Below are 23,604 nucleotides of genomic sequence, written 5' to 3'. Positions count from 1 at the left end.
TTATGAGTCAGATGACCCATTTCCAAGAAATCACCATCATCCCTGACCCTGAGATTGCGCCTTACTTCATTTGGAGTAAGCTATTTACCCAATTTCATATTGCATTAGCGGAGATGAAAAACAAGCACAGCATCGAATCTATCGGTGTTAGCTTCCCTGATTATCATTTTGATAAAAAAGGAAAATCATCCAAGCTTGGTCTAAAACTTCGCGTCTTTGCTCCCAGTCAGCAGGATTTAGAAACTTTAGATCTTGATAAATGGCTAGAGCGATTAACCGACTATGTGCATGTTAAGCGCATCAATGAGGTTGGTGACAAATCCAAAGGGCACGTTGTGGTTAAGCGCTACCGTCACAAAAACGTGCTCAAGCAAGCTGAAGTATTCGCTGAGCATAAAGGCATTACGCTGGAGACGGCGCTGATACACTGCGCGAAACATAAGCAGGATAATAAACCCTATCCCTATATCAACTTAAGGAGCATCAGCAACAATCAACCCTACGCATTATCTATCATTCAAGAAATGGCAGATAACGAAACTCAAGGGTCGTTTAATAGTTATGGCATTAACAATGTGGCAGATAAGGTTACTGTACCTCATTGGTAAGCTAATTTAATGGTAATGACGAATTACCCAAAAAAAGGGCTTAGAAACCCTTTTTTTGAGATATTTAAAAACTTTTAGTAAAATCAAATAGTTACGATAGGGTTAAAAACGGAGGGTAAAATAGGGTGTTTTACTCTCCACGCCTTGTTGTAACTGAATTTTTTGAGGTATAATTCCTCTTCATCACCGCATAGGTGACTTAGAATGTCCACACCAGCTGTGATGAGCAGCTCAGCATCTTCATCACCGCATAGGTGACTTAGAAAAATCTGAGAGCTAAGATCATCAAGTAAAGTCACTTCATCACCGCATAGGTGACTTAGAAATTTAATCATAATCTTATACAGACAGCCGCTAACTTCATCACCGCATAGGTGACTTAGAAATCGATGTTTAGACCGGCATCACCGATATTATGCTTCATCACCGCATAGGTGACTTAGAAAAGCACCCTCATTAGCGATTACTAAGCGAGTAACTTCATCACCGCATAGGTGACTTAGAAATTGCCGACCTGTCCTTGCCTGTTCTTAGCAATCTTCATCACCGCATAGGTGACTTAGAAATATAAAAAGCCTTCATTGTCTTGACGGCACGACTTCATCACCGCATAGGTGACTTAGAAAGTTAATGTCATTAAGTGTACTCATGCGATTATTCTTCCTCACCGCATAGGTGACTTAGAAAACCGACGACTTTAACCTCGCTATACGTCAGCTCTTCCTCACCGCATAGGTGACTTAGAAAAGTCCCGCATCAGGCAAGACTACTTGTGACAGCTTCCTCACCGCATAGGTGACTTAGAAAACATAATAGATGGTACTTTCCATTCACCGATGCTTCCTCACCGCATAGGTGACTTAGAAACGTGCGGGTCTCGACACAGCCGAATCCCTACACTTCCTCACCGCATAGGTGACTTAGAAATTATGCTGCTTTGCACAGTGCGACAAGCTCACCTTCATCACCGCATAGGTGACTTAGAAAATGCAGCCAGTGCTCTGACATTGACATGATAGCTTCATCACCGCATAGGTGACTTAGAAATTATGATAGTTTGCCTAGTAGTTATAGCGGTTCTTCATCACCGCATAGGTGACTTAGAAAATTAGATAGAGTGGACTCGCTGCCCTACTTCGCTTCATCACCGCATAGGTGACTTAGAAATGCTGAAATGCTAACTGCTTAATAAGGTATTCCTTCATCACCGCATAGGTGACTTAGAAATGTTATAAATCCTGTTTCGTGATTCTTTTCTCCTTCATCACCGCATAGGTGACTTAGAAAGAACGCAAAACACGCTCAACACGATTAACGATCTTCATCACCGCATAGGTGACTTAGAAAAATACCAACTATGGACGGCACCAACCAGCCGCCTTCATCACCGCATAGGTGACTTAGAAAAATAAACCTTTAGCTTGCGATGCACTTTGGAACTTCATCACCGCATAGGTGACTTAGAAAATGTAAAGCGTGATGTTGATGTAATGTTCAAACTTCATCACCGCATAGGTGACTTAGAAATGTCACTGCATCTAGTGGCATTTATGACCCTTCTTCATCACCGCATAGGTGACTTAGAAAGCGTGTAATGGTCGATACGTTCAGATAGCTTTCTTCATCACCGCATAGGTGACTTAGAAAGCAGCTTAGTCTGCGATGATGAGCGGTGGGGTCTTCATCACCGCATAGGTGACTTAGAAACTCGAACGCCAACATCACTTTGCCAACTTGCCCTTCATCACCGCATAGGTGACTTAGAAATTTCTCATAGAAACGGGCAAACTTTCCGCTTTCTTCATCACCGCATAGGTGACTTAGAAATATGTGTAACTATTTATCGTATCTTGCCCCCGCTTCATCACCGCATAGGTGACTTAGAAATTGTGTTATTCCTAGTTTTTTCGCTAGCTTTGCTTCATCACCGCATAGGTGACTTAGAAACACAAAAAAAGCCCACACCAATTAAGGCATGACTTCATCACCGCATAGGTGACTTAGAAATGAGACTATCGAGCTAGTGTTAGAGCACACCCCTTCATCACCGCATAGGTGACTTAGAAAAACTGATGAGCAAGGCCGCGCTTTAACGACTGCTTCATCACCGCATAGGTGACTTAGAAAAACGTGCTTAACACCCCACTCAGCAGCCTTAGCTTCCTCACCGCATAGGTGACTTAGAAGTCTCGCAAAAAGACTGATTAAACGCTAAGCTTTTGACATAGAAAAAAATAACAAACAATAAAAAACCAGACAGCCTAGGCCATCTGGTTATCAAGTATTATCAAATACCTACCTACTAACCGTAAGCTGTCCCCCAGAAAAACTGATGCATCCATCACAAAACCAAGATTTATGTTGTCTTGCATGGGGGATATCTGCTGGCACATCGAGTTGATAAGGACGACCGCAATACTCGCAATGTATATCACCCAAATAAACCTGGCATTTTGCAAGCGTAGCAAACAACTCATCAGACCTTATATTGTAATCGTAGCAAAGTATCTTTAGATGAGCGATATAGTCATTGGGTGATACGTATGACCAATACTGATAGCACAAACGCTTTGCTACATCATCTAGGCTTGAGTCGAACACAAAGTTAACACTCATGATATTCTCCTCGTTAGTAGCCATAACCAGACGGCGGTAGTAGCTCGTAAATCTCGCTTTGTAGTTGAACATACATATCATCAACCAAATATCCAAGACTCGCATCCAAGCGCTTCTGTACCCATATACGTATTGCCATATGGTTATCAAAGCAAGGCTTGATTTCTAAAAAGCGTGCTAGATTATAACCAGGTTGAATACACAAATCATAAATCAACATATTAGCGATAGTATGGGCATCCTCACTGACATAGCCATTAGGCTTAAACTCGGCAAATAGCTTATCGTAATCAATAATTTTCATTTTTACGTCTCCTTGTCAGTAGATAATTGAGCCATCTGGCTTCGATTTACGAGCGCCTCAAAAGCGCTACCATCCTGCCGTGTCATATTTGGTACATAGCGACTATAAGTGTTAAATAACATCTTAGTCGTTGAGTGCCCCATTTGACTGGCTATCCACTCAGGACTCTCACCTGCCGCCAACCACAAAGTCGCTGCCGTATGGCGTGTTTGATAGGCGTTACGCTTCTTCAACCGTAAAACTTTAAGTGTGGGATGCCAAATACGCTTATTCACATTGTTATAATCCAATGGCTCACCCGTATGTGAGCAAAACACATAATCCGAACGACTATAGGAGATTTCTTTTTGCTCTTTCAGCGCATCATAGACCCATGGAGACATCTGAATAGCACGATAAGACTCCTGTGTTTTAGGAGGAACAATCTTGCCTTTGACTAACGCCTGCTTAATGACAATTTCACGACGATTAAAATCAACGTTATCCCATGTCAGCCCATCAATCTCACTAGTACGCATACCTGTAAAAAATCGCACCAGATAATAATGGCGATAATCCTCCCTCACGCCATTAATAAACGTCCAAACCTCCTCCAGTGTGAGAGGCTGAATATCAGTTTTAGGCTGTTTGAGTGCCTTGATATCATAATAAGGGTTATCAAACTTATAGCGTTTAGCGGCTTCTTTTAGTATCATACCTAAAGGTACCATTATAGAATTGATGCGTGCCGCTGACAGATGTTTGTTAGCTTTTCCGTACGTTACTTTGCCGAGCGATGAACGGAAGGCTAATACATCTGTCTTTTTTATGAGATGAATGGGTTTAGTACCAAACTCAGGAAGCAAATACATATCAATAATCTCCTGTATTTTGCGCTTGTAAGTATCGCGCCATTCAATTTCTTTTTCAGAAAACCATAGTGTTGCGAACTGCTTGAAGGAAGGGACGTCCGTTTGAATACACTCCTTTCGATCGTTTAATGCCATCATCTCTTCTGCTTTATCACTTTTTGGAAAGTAATTAGCATAATTGAAGGTACCTAAAGTAATTTCCGCTTCCATTTTCTCAATAGATTTCTCAAGCTTCTTGTGATTTTCAGGTGTGTCTGCAAGGTTTGTCGTCTCCCTACAGCGTATTCTCATATAGCGAAAATCAACTACAAGCTTTTTATACCTGCTTCTAATGCTAGCCATCATATTTCTCCTTATTGCAATGCCATGGCGTTGATGCTACCGGTGATACCAGTGCGCATGTCTTTTTCAATTTCTTCCCAAACGTATAAAATCTTGCGACCACCGAAAGGACGTATGTAATGAATGCCCTCAATAAGTACGCTATCCTTAAGCTCATTACGGATAGTGCGCGGATTGTATTTGATACGCTCAGAAAGCTCTTGGGTTGTCAGGTAAGTATGTGACATAATAGATTCCTTGTAAGTTAATTAAGCTACTTTACGATTCTATCGAGTATAAATGTACTTCTATAAAATAACAAAGTACTTCGATGTGCTTAATATGCTGCTATTTGTTATTCGATACAAGTACTTTTTACGAAATAAAGGTTTTTATTATGATTGTGTCTAACTTGCCAGTTTTATTAGCAGAGCGCAGAATGAAGGTGGCTGATCTGATAAGGATGACAGGCATCAGTAAATCAACGATGCACAAAATCTACAATGAGCAGACCTCACGAATAGATTTTGAAACCATGGATAAGATTTGTGAAGCACTAGATGTAGGTGTGGGAGACCTATTTACTTATGTCCCTAACGAGGCATCAGAAGAAGATAAATAGGCGGTACAGAAAAGTTTGGAGTAGAGGTCAAATATCGGAGAAAACGAGATAGTGATATTTTAGGTTGGTCACGTTTTAGTCACCATTTGGTCACCGAGCTTTTTTAAGAAAAAAGAATGCTGACAAAAATAGAGCAGCTACAACACTAATCAAATAGAAGTTTTGCGCTACAACCCCTATAAAATGGGCATAAAAAAAGCCCCAATCATAAAGATTGGGGCTTTCGAATCTGGTAGGCGTAACTAGATTCGAACTAGCGACCTCTACCATGTCAAGGTAGCGCTCTAACCAACTGAGCTATACGCCTATTTAGGTTGAGCATTTTAGCAAGTTTTTGGGACTTTGCAAGCACTTTCTATCGAAACTGTGATTTATTATTAAATAAACACAAAATCACGCATTATCCGACTATCATTTGGCTATTTACAATAGCTTACGTACGTTTTCTTTGAGCTGCTTAAGTAGTCGTTGGTACTCAGCGCTATTAGCATCAAACGTACTCATTCGCCCATAGCGTAGCTGCCGATAATCCTGTCTAATTTGCTCTATATGCTGTTGAGTCACATCTAGGTTGTCTGTCTCTAGGCTATTATCTAGGGTGTCAGAGTTATCAGGGACAGCAAGGCTAGCTGCTAAGCGTTCAAGCCATGCTAGCTGCCCTTCACTCTCATCACGAGCCAACAACGGATCATGTTTACTCAAGCGTTTAGACAGTGTCACTAGTGGCAGGTCTGCTGGATGCCAACGCTTACGTCGTCGTTGCCAGATCATCAGCGCAAGTATACTGACCACGGTCACGGCACTGGCAGCCAGCCAGACAATCTGCTGCATGATCGAGCTGATATTGAACCATTTGAGTAGCGAGCCTGCTTGCTTGTCCTGATCATAGCCGACGATGTCTTTTTGCCAATAGTAGCTGGCTTGGTCAGAGAAACGGCGCAGAGTTTGCAGCATTTGATACTGCTGATAGCTGAGCTGTGCGCCCGCACCATCGCCAAACATCGCCGCGCCTTGGCTCTGAGTCAGTGCGTCCATCCCCTGCTCGACCCGCTCAGGCGCGACAAAAGCTGTCGGATCTACGCGTAGCCAACCTTGACCTTCAAGCCATACCTCCGTCCAAGCGTGAGCATCCATCTGCCGCACTTCCCACACGCTGCCGCCCCGACTCGGCTCACCGCCCTGATAGCCTGCTACCACTCGTGCGGGGATACCAGCTGCACGCAGCATAAAGGTAAAGCTAGAAGAATAATGCTCACAAAACCCTGCTTTGGTATCGAATAAAAACTCATCGATACGGTTATCATTCAGCCGTGGCGGTGATAGCGTATAGCGAAACTCGCTCTGATTGATCCAGCGCTCAAGTGCTTGCATATAGCGCACAGGATCTGAGCCTGACTCGGCAAATAGCTGCTGAGCAAGGGCGCGCGCTTGTGGATTGCCATTGTCAGGCAATGCCAAGTTGACACGCCGAGAGGCTGCATCAAGCACTGGATCGATACGCATGGGTGCAAAACGCAATACATCATAGCGCAGCTGCTGCGTGACAGGCTGATCTTTTAATAAGGTAAAGTCTGAGGTAATACTGACATCTGAGCGCTGAGCAAACGGATAATCCAGCCCAAATAGCCAGTGCTGCTGAGTTGGTTCTAGTATGATTTCGTAGTGATTGGGCTCAAGCTGCACATTACTGGGTGCGGTGGCCAGTGCTCTATTCAGCCATTGCGGCTGTGTTTGCTGCGATTGCCACTGCTGCTGTGCACTTCTGTTAGGTCGCCATGTCACCCCATCAAAGTCGCTAAACACCAAGCCGCGCCAGTACAGCTCATCTTGAGGTGGGCGCTCCTCTGCAAACTCAACCCGAAAGGCAAGCGCAGTGGATTGACCCAAATTGGCAAAGTCGCCAGGTGACATACTGTCTGAGACACCTGTAGTCGCCTGACTTCCTGATAATTGCACTGACCATAGCGGCGGCAAACGTGGGAAGAATAAAAACAGCACCACTAATAACGGTAATGCTCCAATTCCTAATACCCCAAGCGTCCGCAAGCGTCCATCACCGCGTCTATTGCCATCATCATTAAGAGCAATAAAGACCAGTAACACAACGACAGTACCTATGATGACCTCTAAGGTAGTGATCAGCCCTTGATCCATCAAAAACAGCGCCGCAAGCACAAACAGCGATAAGTTCAATACCACATAGGCGTCGCGGCGCTTATACAGCTCCCACAACTTGCTAATCAAGCACAGCACCAAAAATGCCACGCCCATATCCAGCCCAAACGCTGCGTTATAAGTGAGCCACAAACCCGCCAGCCCTAACAAAAACCCAAGCATCTGCATGCCTTGATAAAGGCGTTTTAGATGGCGTGCTTGTCTAAATCTGGCCTTAATCGGTGGTAGCTGAGCCATGATACTGACTACCGCAAAGCCCATCAACCATAAGGGCAGGTGCGCCGCATGCGGAAATATCACCACGATCTGAGCCAATAGCACCCAATAATAAGCTGGTAATGCTAATAACTTGCTATGCCATTTTTTATTTGTGGTTGAGCTATCATCTATCTTCTGATACTGACCGAGCGCCAACTGCTCAAAGCTTGGCTGTTTTGCCAAATTTGAAAAAGTAGCTGTACTGGAAGTATTACGAGAATCGCTCATGGTGCTTTTGCCAATCGTAATAGGCAGACCTGTGCAAACGACTCACCTTGACCGACGGTAGCGACAGAGTGGACTTCGTTGGGTAGCTGCATCTGAAAAGGCACACCAAGCTTACCAAGGGTAATGACGCCGTGCGCCAATTGCGCGAGCTTCTGCTCATGATGGGCAGCTGGCATGTCTGCATAATCTAGCACCTGCTCCACACCGACTGGATCAGCAAAGTGCTTGGTAAGCATGCCCTGACCGCGTGCCACATGCGCCCAAGATACACGCGCCAATGACTCGCCTTCGATATAGTTATCCAAACTTTCAAAGTCATCTTGACCCTGAGTATGCTGACTATAATGCGCATCCACAGGCAAATCATCGACACTGGCCGTCATATACTGCGCCTGCCAATCAAACGCTAACGGTTTAGGATAGACCCATGCGCGGCGCGCAAAGTATACATATGACCAAGCACGCATAATACCTAGCGGATAGACGCTGCTAATCTTCAGTCTTGGCAGCTCAAGCTGGCCACGCCTATCCGTCATGACAGGCAAGCGAATGATTTGCTGGTCTTTTAGACTTGGTAGCAATACTTTTGTCTCGCTGTTGAGGTTGAGCTGACTTTGAGCGTTACGCTTACGTCTGTTTTTTTTGTTACTTTTCGCTTGTTCAAAGCTAAAGCTTAGCTGACGTCTGGGTTGTCGGCTCTCACTCCGTACTTGCAGCGTCACCCAGACGGCTGAGCCTACCTCTGCTGTCGTAACGTCAAGCAAATCGATTTGCAAACCCGATATATGCGCAAAGGTCACATGAAAGCTGATCAACCAAACGCTGACCAGATAAAAAAACAAACCCAACACCAAATTATTGCCATAGTTAATACCAGCGATAAAGGTTATCACTAATAGTAAGGCGAACAGCGCCCCTTCTCGGCTAAAGAAAATATAGACATTGCGCAAGTTCAACTTAACACTATCGCTTTTGGGCGCGCGCTTGGCAAACCAACGCGCCAATACGCCAGATGTTTCCGAGGCTGCCTTTTTAGGTTGAGCAGAGTCTGGCGCTGGCGGCGTTTGTGGCATTGGTACTGTCATAACTGCCCTATCTTTATCATGATTGGCACGTAGAGAGCGTCTGTTTAAGTATACCTTTAGACAATCACCGCTACCTCATTGATAATACGCTGAGCAATGGTCTGCGCTGCCTGCCCTCCATCGACATGCAGCGGCATAAATCGCTGACCCAGCCTGTGATCTGTCACAGCGGCAAACACCGCTTGAATGTCTTCTGGTGACACTTCTTGGTGCCCTGACACATATGCATGCGCCTGTGCAGCGCGCTGCAGTGACAACACGCCACGTGGGGACAGCCCATGATACTCTTGGCTAATCCGCGTTTTTGCGACCAAACGCTGCAGATAATCCAATACCACATCCGCTACATAGACTTGTTGTACCCCTTGGCGAGCCAACAATACGGCCTGCGTATCTAGCACCGCATCTAAGCTTGCTAATAGCTCACGGCGATCTTGACCGCGCAGCAACTCCCGCTCTGCAGCTGGTGACGGATACCCGAGCGATAAACACATCAAGAAGCGATCTAATTGCGATTCAGGGAGCGGATAGACACCCGCTTGCTGCATTGGGTTTTGGGTAGCAATGACAAAGAACGGCTCAGGTAATGGGTAAGAATACCCATCTTGAGTAACTTGCCTTTCTTCCATTGCTTCAAGCAAGGCACTTTGCGTCTTCGGACTGGAACGATTAATCTCATCAGCCAGTAGCAACTGGGTAAAGATAGCGCCTTTACGAAACTCAAAGCTCTGCGTGCTTTGATCATAGATACTCATCCCTAAGATATCTGCTGGCAGCATATCATTGGTAAATTGCACCCGATTAAATGACAACCCAAGTAGCTGCGCTAGCCCTTGTGCCAGCGTGGTCTTGCCCATACCTGGCAAGTCTTGTAATAGCAAATGTCCCCCTGCCAGCACACAACTGAGCGCCAGCTTAACCACTTGCGGCTTATCCAGTACAATTTGATTGAGCTGTACAAGTAACTGCGCCACTTGGCGTTGATTGGTCATGTAGTTTGTACTATCACTAACCTCAGGTTTCTTAAAAATAGCGGATGATTTTATCAATACCCTACCTTCCTCTGGCAATAAGTCATAAGCATTGCTTTGGCGCATAATAAACTACCGAATTTTTTTATGGTAAATATAGGGCGTATTGAACATTCACAAACATTCAGTACAAACAGTCATTATAAATGACCACTGTCAGCACCGAGACACACTGCACTATGATAAAGCCACCATAATTGATGTACCATACCGCGCTTACTGATCCTCTGTAGAGACTGGTGCAGCAGCACGCAAGGTCGATAGATAAGCAATCACATCGGCGCGCTCATTGGCGTCTGGCATCGGATCTGAAAGCATTTTTGAGCCAGGCATGGCTTTTTCAGCATCGGCAATATAAGGATCAAGCGTCTCAGCATCCCAAACCCAGCCTGAGCTGCTGAGTGCATCACTATAATCATAGTCTGCCAACTCTGCAGCAGACGCCCCATATATGTTCATCAGCTGCGGGCCTTTTTTATTCAGTCCAGGCGTCAGCTGATGGCACTGAGCACAGGCATCGCCGTAGATTATTGCCCCTTGATCGGCATTACCCTGAGTATATTCTGGCAGGGTCACAGGCGCACGATAATCTGCTGGCGTCTTCTCACAAGCACTCACTAAAAGCACTGCAATTAGCATACCACTAAGTCGAAACTTAATATTAATAGGCATATTTATATATTCTTTAGGTTTTTTTGATTAAGAAAGGTTCACGGAAAGACAATCATAGCAGGCATGGCCATGAAAGTAAGTAGATAGCGATAAGCGTTTATATAACAGAAGGAGATGAAGCAAGCCGTAGCTCAGGTATTAGACTACGGCAGATTGAGTTTTTTAAACCACATTTATGGTATTGCTTGGCTCTTCAAAATAGTGACCTTGTAGATAGCGTGCGCCCACACTCCATGCCACTGACATCGTTGCAGCTTCTTCAATATGAGGCATTAATACATCCAGACCCAACTCATTAGTACGTCCAATCAAGGATTTGATAGCTTCTAAGCTTTCTGTACTATCAATGTTTTCGACATATCTGTGAGCCAGTCGCGTCATATCAGGATGTACGAACTCGGCGATCTCAACTGATTTAGCAGAGGCTCCAAAGTTATGGATACTCAGCTGACAACTAACCTCTCTTAGTGATGAAAACTGCGACTTAGCAACGGTTAAATGATTGGCCACATCTTGTTCATTGAACTGCAATGTCAATGCCCCAGGTGCACCACCCACCGCTTTTATCAGCTGACTGGCAACATTGACCAACTTTTTATCTACCAATGAGGCGCTGGTCAATTGTATTAATAAGCGTGCTTCTGGATGCGTCCTGCGGACATCATTCAGTTGCCTACAAGCATTGATCAGTAGCCAGCGGTCTATTTTTTCACGTAAATCATGCTTCTTAGCGACCATCATAAACTGATCAGGGGTCAATACTGTATTGTCAGCATCGTTCAATGGGAGGCGCAAGTAGACTTCAAAAAAGTCACTACGATCATTATTGACGTCATAAATCGGCTGAAAGAGTACCTCAAAATGATTGTTGGTAATGGCATTTACTAAGTACTCAGCTAAGGCGTTTTCGTCACTACTAGCATACTCACTGGGATCATATATATGAATGGCATCACCGCGGTTCGCCGTCTCAACTCTGATATGACTAATGGCCTCAACGGCACGCTCAAGCAGCACTTGCGGCTCAGCCGCGTTTGAGTCAATTTGTACAATACCGATACTGGCTGTGGTATTGGTAGTGTTTGTATCCACTTCGATGAGCATCTCACTGATACGCTGGCGAATACGCTCACCTAACGCCTTGAGTGTATCTACTGTGACATTTTTCACCAATACCGTAAATGCAGTGTCACTAAAGCGACTGATATGAGCATCTGCTAACATCTCATCTAGCATTTCAGCCACTTGCTTGATGGTGGCATCTACCCCTTGCAAACCCAAACTACTGCTAATCTTACCAATACTATCTAGTTGAATGTATAATAAACCTGCATTACTTTTATCTTGCAATATTGACTGACATAGTGCCTCAAAGCGCTCTTCAAAGCCGCGGCGGTTAGTAAGTCCAGTGAGGTTATCTTGGCGCTCTGCAGCCGCTAAACGCTGAGCAATTTCAGCGCTGTTCGCACCACTCTGCTGAATGATGATTTGAGTCACTGGCTCACCATCTAACGTTGCAGCTGCCAACTGCAGTTTGGCCTCAAAGGTAGTGCCATCCAAACGCCGACTTTCGAAGTTAAACTCGACCTGCTCGCGATTACCTTTATCAAACTGACGCAAAAAGTCCTTAAACTCTTTAATGCTGTCTCCACCTGCGATCAAATCAATCACTGGCAGTCCTATGATTTCGTCCATCGATTCAAAGTTAAATAGCTTAAGGTAGGGGTCGTTAGCGAAGATATGAATGCCTTGATCAATATAAGCGACGGCACTTTTGGAGTTTTTGATCAAAATATTGGCGCGCTGCTCAGCTTCAGACAGGACGTGTTGGAGTGTTTGTAGCTGACGTCGGCAACGCAGGTTGGCGTGTTGTAGACATATCGCCATTACAACTTGTGTTTCTTTTTCTGCTAGCAGCGCTTTGACCATAGTACCATCAATGACTGCGGGCATGCCGTCACCATTGCGCCCAGTATTTGCCATCTCATCACTCATCAAACCGACTAGAGGCAAGTCAAGGCCTTGCTCCTGAACGATACCGACCACATCAGTGAAGCTTATGTCATAAGCGCGGCCAAAAACGAGAACATCCCACTGATGACGCAGGGATTTCATCAGCTCCTCTTTATCATCCAAAAACCCTAGATTTACCTCATCGTAGTAAGCAGACAACAATCTAACCAGACGCTCAGCATATAGCTGATCATCATCTATCACTAATAAGTTCAAGAGGGACTTGGTGTGCATATCAGGCCTTTTTATTCTTGTAGGGGCTACTTTGGAGCAATCATCAGCTTTTCTGTCAAATCCATTATACCTGAGTGGCTTTTGATTATCGAACCCGTATTATAGCGTGATAGCGAATGATGTCGTCAACTAATGAAGGATATATTTATAGCAACAGCAACCCATATCAGCCATTTCTAGCCTTTATCGAGGACTGTATATTTGACCATAACAGTTTTTGAGGGTATTAATATCGTGCTACAGGCGGACAAATTTATACTGGCTAAACTCCTCACTATTAATCAAACACTGCTGTAACCGCAACGGCTCTTGGTTGTCATTGATACGCATCATCACTCTGTCTCCAGTTTGAAAGCGGTAAGAGGGTACGATGACACTGTAGTCAGTTTGCAAGTCTTCATCACCTGCCATGAGAAAGGCTGGAATAAATTTTTGACTACGCTGGTCTATATTACCTCTATTATCCAAGCGTAGCGCACAGGCAGTCAGCTCATGGCCGAGCACCTGCCACTCTACCTCGATAAGCTTACTCTCAAGATTGAGCCAACGCACCATACCCAGCGACCATTTAAGCTTACTACTGTCATTTGGGCGACACAGCAAAAACATACTCATCAATGACAGCGGTGGCGCGCTACCTTGCTCACCTTCTCTCTTGTTACTCTGAGTTTTATCCAATTCAACTGGCGTGACAGACAAAGAGGTCTCTTCAATCACAGGCTGATGTTTGTGCATTTTAGTTAAGTTTGACTGCCTCGTTGCCATTCGATCTGCGATAATGGCTTGTCGCTGCATGATGTCCTGGGCTGATAATAACTGCATCAGCCTTATTTGTGATGTGGTATCGGTACTATCAAAAGTGTCTACATAGAGCTTAATAGAGTTGTGCTGTTTTTTAGCATCTTGGTCATTAGTATCTTTTTTAATACCTTTATCTTTAATACTTTGATCATATTCTTTAGGCTGCGTATCGTAGCTTGGCAACTGCTCAATCGGCAGTTCTTTTGCAGCAATCATACTCATTAGGCTATGTCCACCTGCCACATGATAATGTATGGCGTCAAAACCAGTAATGACTGTTGCCCGCAGCTTAGGACTGAGCTTGGCAGGTATGGTCGCTTGCCTGTTAATGTATCGGTGTTTGATGGCCATTAATACTTTAGCGACTAATTGAGCTTCTATGCTCTCGTAGCCACTTTCAAGTAGCACTTGTTGACGTTGTTGCAGGTACGATGCTAGAGGGTCAAGCTCAATGAACAAGCAGTTGAGATACTCGTCATACGGATTGATGGTGGAGTTTGCTGTCAGATAAACTGGCGGGCTACTGCCTTGCAAATCCACAAAAACACGCGTATCGGTTATTGGCTCTATGGTTGCATTAACGTGGGCTGACCATGAGGGTAGCAAGCGGTGTATCAATATGATATTTGCCCTGCGCATGGCACGAGTATTCAACAAGCTATGCAGACATATCTGAAGATAAATCTCATGAATACTGATTGCCTGCCGCACCACTACATGCTCGCTGAGATTGACATGAGTGATGTCGTGCCGATGAGCTAAGTAGTACAGCTGATTGATCGCTTCCCATAAATGCTGCTGAGCATTTTCATATGAGATGGCTTGCTCATACAGCAACCTTTGATAAGTAGCCAGTGTTTGATAAATGGCAGACGCTAATGTGATAGGAGGCTTTTTGCCTAAAGAAAATATCTGTCTCCAGCCTGTGACTGCAGAGGTTCGCTGTTGATAATCTAATCTCTGACTCTCTCGCCTTACAATGCCATCATAAACCAGAATACTTAAATAATATAACGACTTAACTTCTGCGCTATATTGCAACTGTTCGCTATTCAGCGCTCCTGACTCATTGATATAGTGCTGACGCAATGAGGCAATCAAGCGATCGGAGGCCGTAGCAACAATACCCATCAGCTTAAGACGCGGCTCATCCTCCAAATCAGACACTGCCAACTCAGTCAGTATTTTTTCAATTTGATCCAGTTGCTGCGCTTCTGTTTGCGTGGGTAGGGTTACTGCCCATTTAAGCAGTTGCTGCTCCTCCCCATTGATATACTTGCTTGCAGGCTGTGGCAAGGGCACCTTAGACGATAGATACTCTTGAAAAGCCGATAACGTGATCACAAGTGCTCCTTAATGACGGTATGAACCAACGACCGATATAGTCATAATAGGTACGCTAAAAACCACCACTAATGTTTGGTAGTTTAAGGTATCCTAAGTTACCATTTTGAGCACTCTGCTACTTTTTGTAAATGTCAACTGGCACCTTAAAACGTCTGTTCGGCAACTCTCTGACCAGTTTTGGAACCAAATATCCAGGAAGCTCAGCCAATAACGACCAATAAAGCTCGATAGCTAACCGCTCGTCGCTATCGAAGTGAGCAGCGCCAGCGACCTTATCTAGGACATGCAAATAATAGGGCAGAACACCAGCACTGAACAAGCGCTGATTCAAAGCCCCTTGTGTCGCGACACTATCGTTGATACCTCTTAATAAAACGGCTTGGTTGAGTAGCGTAACCCCTGCTTTACGCGCACGCTGTAAGTACTCAGCTGTATTTGTATCAATCTCATTGGCGTGATTACAATGTATTACCATCATGATATGACAGCGACTTTGAGCCAGACGATCCAATAGGTCATTGTCTAAGCGTTCGGGGATAACCAGAGGCATACGTGTGTGCAAGCGGATGGTGGTCAGCTGCGGGAGTGCTTCTAGTGTATCGAGCCAAGCAAACAAACGACGATTGGAGACGCTTAATGGGTCGCCACCACTTAAGATAACCTCATTTATGTCAGGATGCGCTTCTATATAGCTAATAATAGCTGCATGGGCAGAGGTAGTGGGCATATTGGCACTATAATCAAAGTGCTGACGGAAACAATAACGACAGTGAATAGCGCACGCCCCTGTAATCGTCAATAGAACCCGTGACTGGTACTTATGCAGCAGTCCTTTGGTTGGATTTTGCTCATTTTCGGCCAATGGATCAGTCACATAGCCGCTCACCGCGACTTGCTCTTGTTTGTCAGGTAAGACTTGCCTTAGTAACGGATCCTCGGCGTCCCCAACCCTCATCTTGGCAACGAAGCCACGTGGAACACGCAGCTCAAAGTGCTCAGGTATATAAACCTGCGGCTTTAAAGACTCGAGGTTGAGCATAGTGAGCAACTCATCTACCGAAGTGACTGCTTCAGATAATTGTGTTTGCCAGTTTTTTTGTGTGATTAAATGGTTTATCATGACACCCTAATACATGCGCCTAAAAACCGACATTATACGCTGTAAGTCAGCACTCTATCAAAGCATGCCAACCAAACCTATCTGTTCACCTCTCCTTATTCTTGATATGATCGGATTAATGTTTTATTAGCGTCAAGTTTGGCGGCGCGTTGATGATTGATTTACTCTCATCCAAACTATTGATTATTAATTATTTATTACTAATTAGAGTTACTAGTAACCCTTAGGAGTCTCTTGTGGCACATTTTTCTACCAACGAATTTAAAGCCGGTCTCAAGGTAATGCTTGATGGCAACCCTTATTCCATTATCGAAAACGAGTTTGTTAAACCTGGTAAAGGCCAAGCTTTTAACCGCGTAAAGATGCGCAACTTACGTAGCGGCAAAGTGCTCGAGCAGACCTTTAAGTCAGGTGAAAGCTTAGAAGCGGCCGATGTGATCGATACCGAAATGAACTATCTTTATAACGATGGTGAGTTTTGGCACTTCATGCACCCTGAGACCTTTGAGCAGTTGCAAGCAGATGCAACGGCCATGGCTGATGCCAAGATGTGGTTAAAAGAGAATGGTAATGACTTATGCACCATCACTCTATTCAATGGCGTCCCTCTTGCAGTGACCCCGCCAAACTTTGTAGAACTACAAATTACTGAAACAGATCCTGGCGTCCGCGGTGATACCTCTGGCGGCGGCGGTAAACCTGCCACTCTAGAGACTGGCGCAGTGGTTCGTGTACCTTTATTTGTACAGCAAGGTGAAGTGGTACGAGTAGACACTCGCACTAGCGACTATCAAACCCGCGTCAGCTAATATAGCTAAGGCTTTGATGAAGTCATAAAAAAGCTCAACCGTCATGTGATGGTTGAGCTTTTTTTATCGTTTGTCTTTTTTGTTGTTTATTTCACGTATTGCTGTCGATATTAATTCTTTTTTGATGAGTTTTGCGTGAGCCAATATTGTACCAATGTCGTGAGCGCCTCTTTTTTGAAGGGCTTAGTACAGTAGTCTTGCATGCCCGCTTGCAAATACTTTTCACGATCGCCATTCATCGCATTGGCCGTTAGCGCAATGATGGGTGGTAAATGTTTAGGATCATAGCGTTTATGTAGCTCAGCCGTTGCTTGAATGCCATCCATAATTGGCATGTGATGGTCCATGAGTATCACATCAAAACGCTGCGGACAGGCTGATAACTGCTCAATGGCCTGTTGTCCATCAGTGACATGTGTGACCGTATGCCCGCTATTACTTAAGGCTTTTATGGCTACCATGGCACTGACACTGTCATCTTCCACAAGCAGTATGCGACCTATATTTTGCGAGAGTGGTTTGACATCTATAGCATTGGTATGATGCCAATCTTCATACTGGGACTTTTCTAGTATCGGCATGGGTAACAACACCTTGAAGGTCGTACCCTCTCCTATCACACTGTCTAGCAAAATATAACCACCCATCAGATTGACCAAAGACTTACAAACGGACAGCCCCAGACCCGTACCCCCATATAATCGATGGGTAGAGTTATCTGCTTGGCTATAAGCGTCAAATATAGCTTCTAGCGCCTCAGGCTTAATACCGACCCCCGTATCTGTCACTTCAATACATAAGGTGATGTCGCAGTCATTAGAGTCATGGCGCATGATAGCCTTGCCTTTATCAGCACTACCTTCATTGGCCTTACTGTCATCATCACAGTTCGGTACATGCATGACCTTGAGACTAACGTGTCCACCTTCACGAGTGAACTTAATCGCATTATTGACAAGGTTTGATAAAACCTGCTTCAATCGTACTGGATCGCCTTTTACATAAGGCGATAATTCCGAAGTATAATGATAATCAAGTGTCAGCCCGCGCTGCTGTGCTCGAACTGCAAACAAGTCAATCACTTCATGACACAGTACTGACAAATTCATCGGTACCGAATCTAGCGTCATTTTTCCAGACTCAACTTTCGATAAGTCCAAAATGCCATTTATAATCGCTAATAGATGCTCGGTAGATATTTTAATATTATCGATATAACTTTTTTGCTCAGTATTTAGCTCAGTCTCATCGAGCATCTCGACCATACCAATAATACCGTTCATTGGCGTACGTATCTCGTGGCTCATGTTGGCCAAAAAGTCTGACTTCATCTTACTGTCGTGCCTAGCGAGGCGTTGACTCTTTTGTAGCTCTAACGCGTCTGCTGCCATAGCTGCAAATTTAGTCAGCACCTCAGCCTGTTCTTCATCAAATGTGTCGCTCGGCTGCGTATCCATAAGACACAAAGACCCCAAACGATATACCTTACTACCCTCATACAGAAGAATAGGCGCTCCTGCATAAAAGCGTAAATGAGGACTCTGGGTGATTAAGGGATTGTGAATAAAGCGGCTGTCTTTTGCTAAATCTGGCACCACAAAAACATCATTAGACAGTACGGTATAGTTACAAATAGCGACTTCACGTGAGGTCGTACAAGCACCCTGCATTCCGTGAGGTGCTCTTAGATACTGGGTGCGCTCATCCATGAAGGTGATGGTCACGATGGGAAAATCAAAAAACAGCTTTACCAGTTCCGTTAGACGTGCAAATGCGGGGTCATGCTCGTTATTGAATACATCATATTCACGCAGTTTAGCAATTCGGTCTTGCTCATCTGCTGCTAACGGATACTGATAATTTAACACATCTCTCTCCATCTCTCCAAGCTTCATACGAAGTTATAAGTTCGTGCGTTTTATGGCTGCTTGTTTGCTTAACATCTGTAGCGCCTCACTGACCATAATCATTGCAACCACCGAGGTCACTGCCACTGCTGAGCCATAGCCACCGCAGTGCAATCCACCTGTTTGACAGCTTTTATCCACTCGCGGCGGCTCTGTCGAATACACACACTTGATGCCAAACTTGTCTTTTAGGGCACTATTAATGCCTTTTTCATGACGCAGCTTATTGCGCAGTCGTGCCAGTAAAGGATCTTGATAACTGTCCTTTAAGTCACTGACGGTGATTTGCAGTGGATCAATCTTGCCACCCGCCCCGCCCGCACAAATCAGCTTTAATTTGTTAAAACGGCAATGCAGCGCGATGGCAAGCTTGGCACTCATATCATCGACGCAGTCCAATATCACAATAGGACGATGCGCATCGGCAGCGGCTTTGGCATCCTTACGGCTAGGCAACAGTAATTCAACATTTTCTGTCGTCAAAAAATCGTCGATCAGATTCAGGGTAACTTTTGGGTTAATCTCGCGTATGCGTTGACCCATCGCTGCTATTTTGCTTTGACCAAAGGTGCTATCAAGCGCTGGCAGTTGCCGATTGGCATTGGATGCGACCAACACATCCAAATCAATCAAAGTAATCGTCCCAATAGCGGTACGTGCCAATGCTTCAGCTGCCCAAGTGCCAACACCGCCAACACCGATGACGTAGACATGGGCCGCTGCAAAAGTCTCAAACGCAGCACTACCATAAAGCGTCTGCGTTCCTTGAAAGCGGCGCTCATACTGCTTATCTGTACTTGTAGCATTTAACGTGCCAACTTCTAACGTGTCGTTTTTTAAAGCCATATCAGTCGCCTTAAATCCTGTTTCGATTTGGGTAGATGGATGATTCATAATGGGTTAAAAGCTCTGCTGCTCAAGATCTGGATACGCCCATGATACTTGTAAGGCGTCACAGCTATTTTGCCAAAGCTGACGCGCCAACACTGCACACTCAACATCAAGCAGCTCACTTAGGGTAGTCAATACCCAAGGCAGATTGGCAGGCACATTGCGATTGTGACCATCAGCGCCTTGCCACTCATTATCGGCATTCTGTCCCAAGGCCGACTGGTTGGCAGGCTGAGTCATACCTGATGTCTGACACATAATGGGCGTCATATCAGGACAGTCGGTCTCGATAACCAAACACTCAATACCATAACTATCGACGGCCGCTTGAATGGCCAGTCGCAGTTTTTTGGCATTAGGATTGGTGACTTGACCCGTGACGCCAAGTTTGAAGCCTAGCTTAACGAAAGCCTTCGCCTCTTGTACGCCGCCACTGAAACTATGCGCGATACCGCCAAGCTTATGAGCATCATAATCGTGTGCTTTTAACAGCGCCAACGCCTCAGCATGAGCCTTACGAATATGCAGCATGACAGGCAGTTGATGCGTCACCGCCATGTCCAACTGCGCTGCAAAAAAACGCTGCTGCTTTTCCAAGGCTGCTGGCTGTTTCATAGCATCGGTATAAGTATCCAAGCCTATCTCACCGATTGCGATCGGGCGCTGCTGACGGATTATTTGCGCCATACTGCTGAGATCAGCGTCAGTATGTTGCTCGATATAAAAAGGATGCAACCCTAACGCAATATGGGTTTGAGGATAAGTATCCGAGGAGGGATTTTTCTCACTAGCATCAGCTGATTCTATCTGCGCCAGTTCCTGCTGCGTTGCATACAACCTATCAAAGTGACGATGCAGATAGCCAACCAACATCAGGTGCCGAATGCCTTGCGCATAGGCACGCTTTGCTTGCTGGCGCCTATCATGATCAAAGACTGGCGCATCAAAGTGCGTATGGGTATCTATGAGTGGATATGGGGTTGTTGGATAAACAGCATGAGATTGAGAGCCGTTAGATGATTGGCTTTGAGCCGTGAACGATGAACTTATATCAGTCATCAGGCGCCTCCATGTTAGTGAATATATAATTTGTGAATAAATATATGGCTTTTATGGATGTCGAGCGCAGAGAATACAAGTCAAGCTACAAGCGAGGCAAAATAGAAGTGTTTTATCATGGTACGTTTATCGGGTTACGCTCAAGCATCTTTATCGTTAAGCGGAGCTTGATTTGGCTGGTTCACAGTGTCTTTTTTAGAAGGCTTATGATGGTCAGGCGTCGCTTGTCGACTGCTACGCCTTGGGATCAATAATAAGGCCGTTGCGACAACGCTGAGAGTAAGCCATTTTTTCTTATTCATTGTCTCTTACTCCTAGCCACGATTTAGCGATTTAACGGATAGGTCGTCATCTCACTGTTAGGACTGTCTACTCTGGTAAACCCTTGCGATGCAGGGCGTGATGTCTGATCTTTTTTCGGAACGAGTGGATTAAGCGGCATCAGCTCGTAGTTAGGATCAACTTTGCCGCCCCAACCTTCGGTGCCACTTAACGGCAGCTGCTTAATCGTACCGTTTTTGTCTATCACCAATTGTAAGACGCGCATTTGATTGTATTTACGCTCTGTGACACTTGCCACTGCGCCGCCATTACGCAATATAGTCGGTTGCAGAAATATGATTAAATTACTCTTTTGGGTGGTGTCATTATCTGAGCGGAAGAGTCGGCCTATGACTGGCACACTACCTAGACCAGGTACTTTTTGCTGTCTGGTGGTGGTGTTATCTCGCATCAAGCCACCGAGAGCAATGGTCTGCTGATCATCCGCTAAAATCGTGGTGTTAATCAAGCTTTTATTGGTAATCAAGCCACTGGCATTACCGAGACTGCCTGGCACTACCGAAGACACCTCTTGCGAGACTTCCAACCGCACTGTGCCATTTTCGCCGATATGGGGAATGACATTTAAATTGATACCAATATCTTGCCGATCAATGGTCTGAAACGGATTGGTAGAGGAGTCGCCAGTCGTAGTAAAAGAACCCGTCACAAAGGGCACGTTTTGACCCACTAATATACTGGCTTTTTCATTATCCAGTGTCAATATTGAGGGCATGGACAGTAGATTGGCACTGGTAGAGGAATCCAACGCTTGCAAGATAGCACCATAAAACTGCGTATTACCTTGACTGTCTTTGCTACTGTTGCCAATACCAACCAAAGCACCCGCAATCGAGCCGACAGCCGCACTGGCATTACCTGAAAGAGCGGCAGCAGCGAGCGAGGCGGCACTGGCACCGACGTTATTGAAGTTGACAACACCATAGCCACTATTGGCATTACCAAGTGCCCACTGGACTCCAAGCTGGGTCGCATCATCCCCTGAGACTTCCACGATAGCCGCTTGAATCAGCACTTGCGCACGGCGATTATCGAGTTGATTGACCGCTTCTTCAATCTCAAACATCAGCTCTGGCGCCGCATTAACAATCACAGCATTTTGAGTTTCGTCAGCGATGATACTAAAGGGTCTACCACCCATACTATTATTGCTTCCGCCTGTGTTGACAGCCGAATTGCTCGTACTAGTTGAATTCGCTGCATTGTTAGTATTTAGCGCCGCACCCGTACTGCTGCTATCGGATAATGATGCCGACTCTAAAGAAGAGCTGGCACCAGAGCTATTAATCGATTGATTGGATAACAGTCCCCGTAGCATCTCGGCAATATGACTGGCACTGGCATACTTTAGTCGAAAGACGCGCAGACCACTTAAGCGACGCGACGGGGTAGTATCGAGCTGATTGACCATTTCTTGTACCTTGGCGATCATCTCAGGGCTGCCTTTGACCAGCAGCCTATCACTGGCGCTATCAGCGATGACTTTGAGCTGATCACTACCCTGCGCCTGCGCGCCGCCTGCACTGGCAACAAGGCTACTTATCAGATCCATCATGCGTTCAGCATCGACATGACGCAGCGGTATCACCTGCAAGCTATCGTTGACATTGCTGTCTAAATCACGAATCAAAGCAGTCAGTTGATTGAGACTGTCAGAGCGGTCAGATAAGACCAGCGCATTGACCCCAGGCACGGCAGCAGCATGCGCTGATTGCGGCATCAAAGGCCTGATAACACCGAGCACTTCCGCGGCTTGGGTATTGGTCAAATAAATGACGCGGGTTGCTAATGACTCGCCAATACTGTCACCACGCAGGTCTACCGCTATACCAGATTGCTTAGCGATATTGTCCGGCATTAGCTTTACCGTGGTGCCTGAATCAATCGCGGCAATACCATTGACTTGCATGACACTCAAAAACAGCTGGTAGATCTCATCACGTGATAGGGCGCGGTTAGAGATGACGGTGACGTTACCATTGATACGCGGATCGAGAACGAAGTTTTGATCGGTGATGGTGGCCACTTCATTAATAAAGGCTTTGATATCGGCATCTTGCAGATTCACCTTCCAGCTCTCAGCACTGGCAACTCCGCACGTCGCGGCCCAGAGTGGCAAGGCTAAACACAATGGCCGACAGAGAGTCAGCAAACGCTGCAGTGAGTGGCGCAAAGGGTTTATTGTCAATTTATGCATAGTTGCCATGGTCATAATTATCCACTGTGATGTCACTCAGTTTGAACTGAAACGCTGCTAAAATAGCATTAACGAGGTTTTTATGTGGTTTAAACAACGGATGTTTGCACCAA

The 23,604-nt window shown here is 45.3% G+C and carries 19 protein-coding genes, 1 tRNA gene and 1 CRISPR repeat array; of the genes, 3 read left to right on the top strand and 17 right to left on the bottom strand.

The window, feature by feature from the left end; all coding sequences use genetic code 11:
- The first annotated feature begins 2 nt into the window (after positions 1-2).
- A complete protein-coding gene (gene cas6f / locus JMX03_RS03345; protein WP_227695244.1) occupies positions 3-608 on the top strand; it encodes a type I-F CRISPR-associated endoribonuclease Cas6/Csy4 in 606 nt (201 codons plus the stop codon).
- Positions 609-786: 178 nt separating this feature from the next.
- Positions 787-2,795: direct repeats of the CRISPR family, unit length 28 nt; unit sequence CTTCATCACCGCATAGGTGACTTAGAAA.
- A 108-nt stretch (positions 2,796-2,903) separates the two neighbouring features.
- Here the strand turns inward: cas6f and JMX03_RS03340 are convergent.
- From JMX03_RS03340 to JMX03_RS03325, 4 genes are read right to left on the bottom strand one after another with little or no spacing between them, the layout of a single operon-like run.
- Positions 2,904-3,224 carry a hypothetical protein gene (locus tag JMX03_RS03340; RefSeq protein WP_068037380.1) on the bottom strand — a complete coding sequence of 107 codons (321 nt, stop codon included), beginning with the start codon at positions 3,222-3,224 and terminating at the stop codon, positions 2,904-2,906.
- 13 nt (positions 3,225-3,237) lie between these two features.
- Positions 3,238-3,528 (bottom strand): hypothetical protein, encoded by a 291-nt coding sequence (locus JMX03_RS03335; protein WP_011959966.1) that lies wholly within the window; start codon positions 3,526-3,528, stop codon positions 3,238-3,240.
- Positions 3,529-3,530: 2 nt separating this feature from the next.
- Positions 3,531-4,721 (bottom strand): Arm DNA-binding domain-containing protein, encoded by a 1,191-nt coding sequence (locus tag JMX03_RS03330; protein WP_201594466.1) that lies wholly within the window; start codon positions 4,719-4,721, stop codon positions 3,531-3,533.
- A gap of 11 nt (positions 4,722-4,732) precedes the next feature.
- A complete protein-coding gene (locus tag JMX03_RS03325; protein ID WP_011959964.1) occupies positions 4,733-4,948 on the bottom strand; it encodes a hypothetical protein in 216 nt (71 codons plus the stop codon).
- A 149-nt stretch (positions 4,949-5,097) separates the two neighbouring features.
- On the opposite strand from JMX03_RS03325, the gene JMX03_RS03320 reads away from it, so the two are divergent.
- Positions 5,098-5,322, top strand: a complete 225-nt coding sequence (locus tag JMX03_RS03320; RefSeq protein ID WP_201594464.1) for a helix-turn-helix domain-containing protein — start codon at positions 5,098-5,100, stop codon at positions 5,320-5,322.
- Between the two features lie 230 nt (positions 5,323-5,552).
- Here the strand turns inward: JMX03_RS03320 and JMX03_RS03315 are convergent.
- The 8 genes from JMX03_RS03315 to epmB all read right to left on the bottom strand — a co-directional run bounded on the left by JMX03_RS03315 (position 5,553) and on the right by epmB (position 16,286).
- A tRNA-Val gene (locus JMX03_RS03315) sits at positions 5,553-5,629 on the bottom strand.
- Positions 5,630-5,745: 116 nt separating this feature from the next.
- Complete coding sequence (locus tag JMX03_RS03310) at positions 5,746-7,983, bottom strand: transglutaminase family protein (RefSeq protein ID WP_201594462.1); 2,238 nt, start codon at positions 7,981-7,983, stop codon at positions 5,746-5,748.
- Positions 7,980-9,068, bottom strand: coding sequence for a DUF58 domain-containing protein (locus JMX03_RS03305; protein ID WP_227695235.1), 1,089 nt, complete (start codon positions 9,066-9,068; stop codon positions 7,980-7,982). The genes JMX03_RS03310 and JMX03_RS03305 overlap by 4 nt, the downstream gene beginning before the upstream one ends.
- A 56-nt stretch (positions 9,069-9,124) precedes the next feature.
- Positions 9,125-10,165: an AAA family ATPase gene (locus tag JMX03_RS03300; protein WP_201594460.1), complete on the bottom strand. Its 1,041-nt coding sequence runs from the start codon at positions 10,163-10,165 to the stop codon at positions 9,125-9,127.
- Between the two features lie 150 nt (positions 10,166-10,315).
- The gene (locus JMX03_RS03295) at positions 10,316-10,771 is read right to left on the bottom strand and encodes a c-type cytochrome (protein ID WP_201594458.1); all 456 of its coding nucleotides are present in this window, start codon (positions 10,769-10,771) and stop codon (positions 10,316-10,318) included.
- A gap of 162 nt (positions 10,772-10,933) precedes the next feature.
- Positions 10,934-13,018 carry an EAL domain-containing protein gene (locus JMX03_RS03290; protein ID WP_201594456.1) on the bottom strand — a complete coding sequence of 695 codons (2,085 nt, stop codon included), beginning with the start codon at positions 13,016-13,018 and terminating at the stop codon, positions 10,934-10,936.
- Positions 13,019-13,255: 237 nt separating this feature from the next.
- Entirely contained in the window at positions 13,256-15,163 is a 1,908-nt protein-coding gene (locus JMX03_RS03285) for a hypothetical protein (RefSeq protein ID WP_201594454.1), read from the bottom strand.
- A 118-nt stretch (positions 15,164-15,281) separates the two neighbouring features.
- Positions 15,282-16,286, bottom strand: a complete 1,005-nt coding sequence (epmB, locus tag JMX03_RS03280) for an EF-P beta-lysylation protein EpmB (protein WP_201594452.1) — start codon at positions 16,284-16,286, stop codon at positions 15,282-15,284.
- A gap of 236 nt (positions 16,287-16,522) precedes the next feature.
- On the opposite strand from epmB, the gene efp reads away from it, so the two are divergent.
- The gene (efp, locus tag JMX03_RS03275; protein ID WP_201594450.1) at positions 16,523-17,095 is read left to right on the top strand and encodes an elongation factor P; all 573 of its coding nucleotides are present in this window, start codon (positions 16,523-16,525) and stop codon (positions 17,093-17,095) included.
- Positions 17,096-17,205: 110 nt separating this feature from the next.
- Here efp and JMX03_RS03270 read toward each other — a convergent pair whose 3' ends face one another.
- The 5 genes from JMX03_RS03270 to gspD form a co-directional block, all read right to left on the bottom strand.
- Positions 17,206-18,963: a GAF domain-containing hybrid sensor histidine kinase/response regulator gene (locus tag JMX03_RS03270; RefSeq protein ID WP_227695233.1), complete on the bottom strand. Its 1,758-nt coding sequence runs from the start codon at positions 18,961-18,963 to the stop codon at positions 17,206-17,208.
- A 33-nt stretch (positions 18,964-18,996) separates the two neighbouring features.
- On the bottom strand, positions 18,997-19,848 hold the full coding sequence (locus tag JMX03_RS03265; protein ID WP_201594446.1) for a tRNA threonylcarbamoyladenosine dehydratase: 852 nt from the start codon (positions 19,846-19,848) through the stop codon (positions 18,997-18,999).
- A gap of 54 nt (positions 19,849-19,902) precedes the next feature.
- Positions 19,903-20,952 (bottom strand): TatD family hydrolase, encoded by a 1,050-nt coding sequence (locus tag JMX03_RS03260; protein ID WP_201594444.1) that lies wholly within the window; start codon positions 20,950-20,952, stop codon positions 19,903-19,905.
- A gap of 140 nt (positions 20,953-21,092) precedes the next feature.
- Positions 21,093-21,254 (bottom strand): hypothetical protein, encoded by a 162-nt coding sequence (locus JMX03_RS03255; protein ID WP_201594442.1) that lies wholly within the window; start codon positions 21,252-21,254, stop codon positions 21,093-21,095.
- Positions 21,255-21,277: 23 nt separating this feature from the next.
- The gene (gene gspD / locus JMX03_RS03250; RefSeq protein ID WP_201597753.1) at positions 21,278-23,500 is read right to left on the bottom strand and encodes a type II secretion system secretin GspD; all 2,223 of its coding nucleotides are present in this window, start codon (positions 23,498-23,500) and stop codon (positions 21,278-21,280) included.
- Positions 23,501-23,604 lie beyond the last annotated feature (104 nt).

This window comes from Psychrobacter fulvigenes (assembly GCF_904846155.1).
Classification (GTDB): domain Bacteria; phylum Pseudomonadota; class Gammaproteobacteria; order Pseudomonadales; family Moraxellaceae; genus Psychrobacter; species Psychrobacter fulvigenes.
The sequence above is the reverse complement of the archived record's forward strand: the minus strand, read 5'-3'. Positions and strand labels throughout refer to the sequence as shown.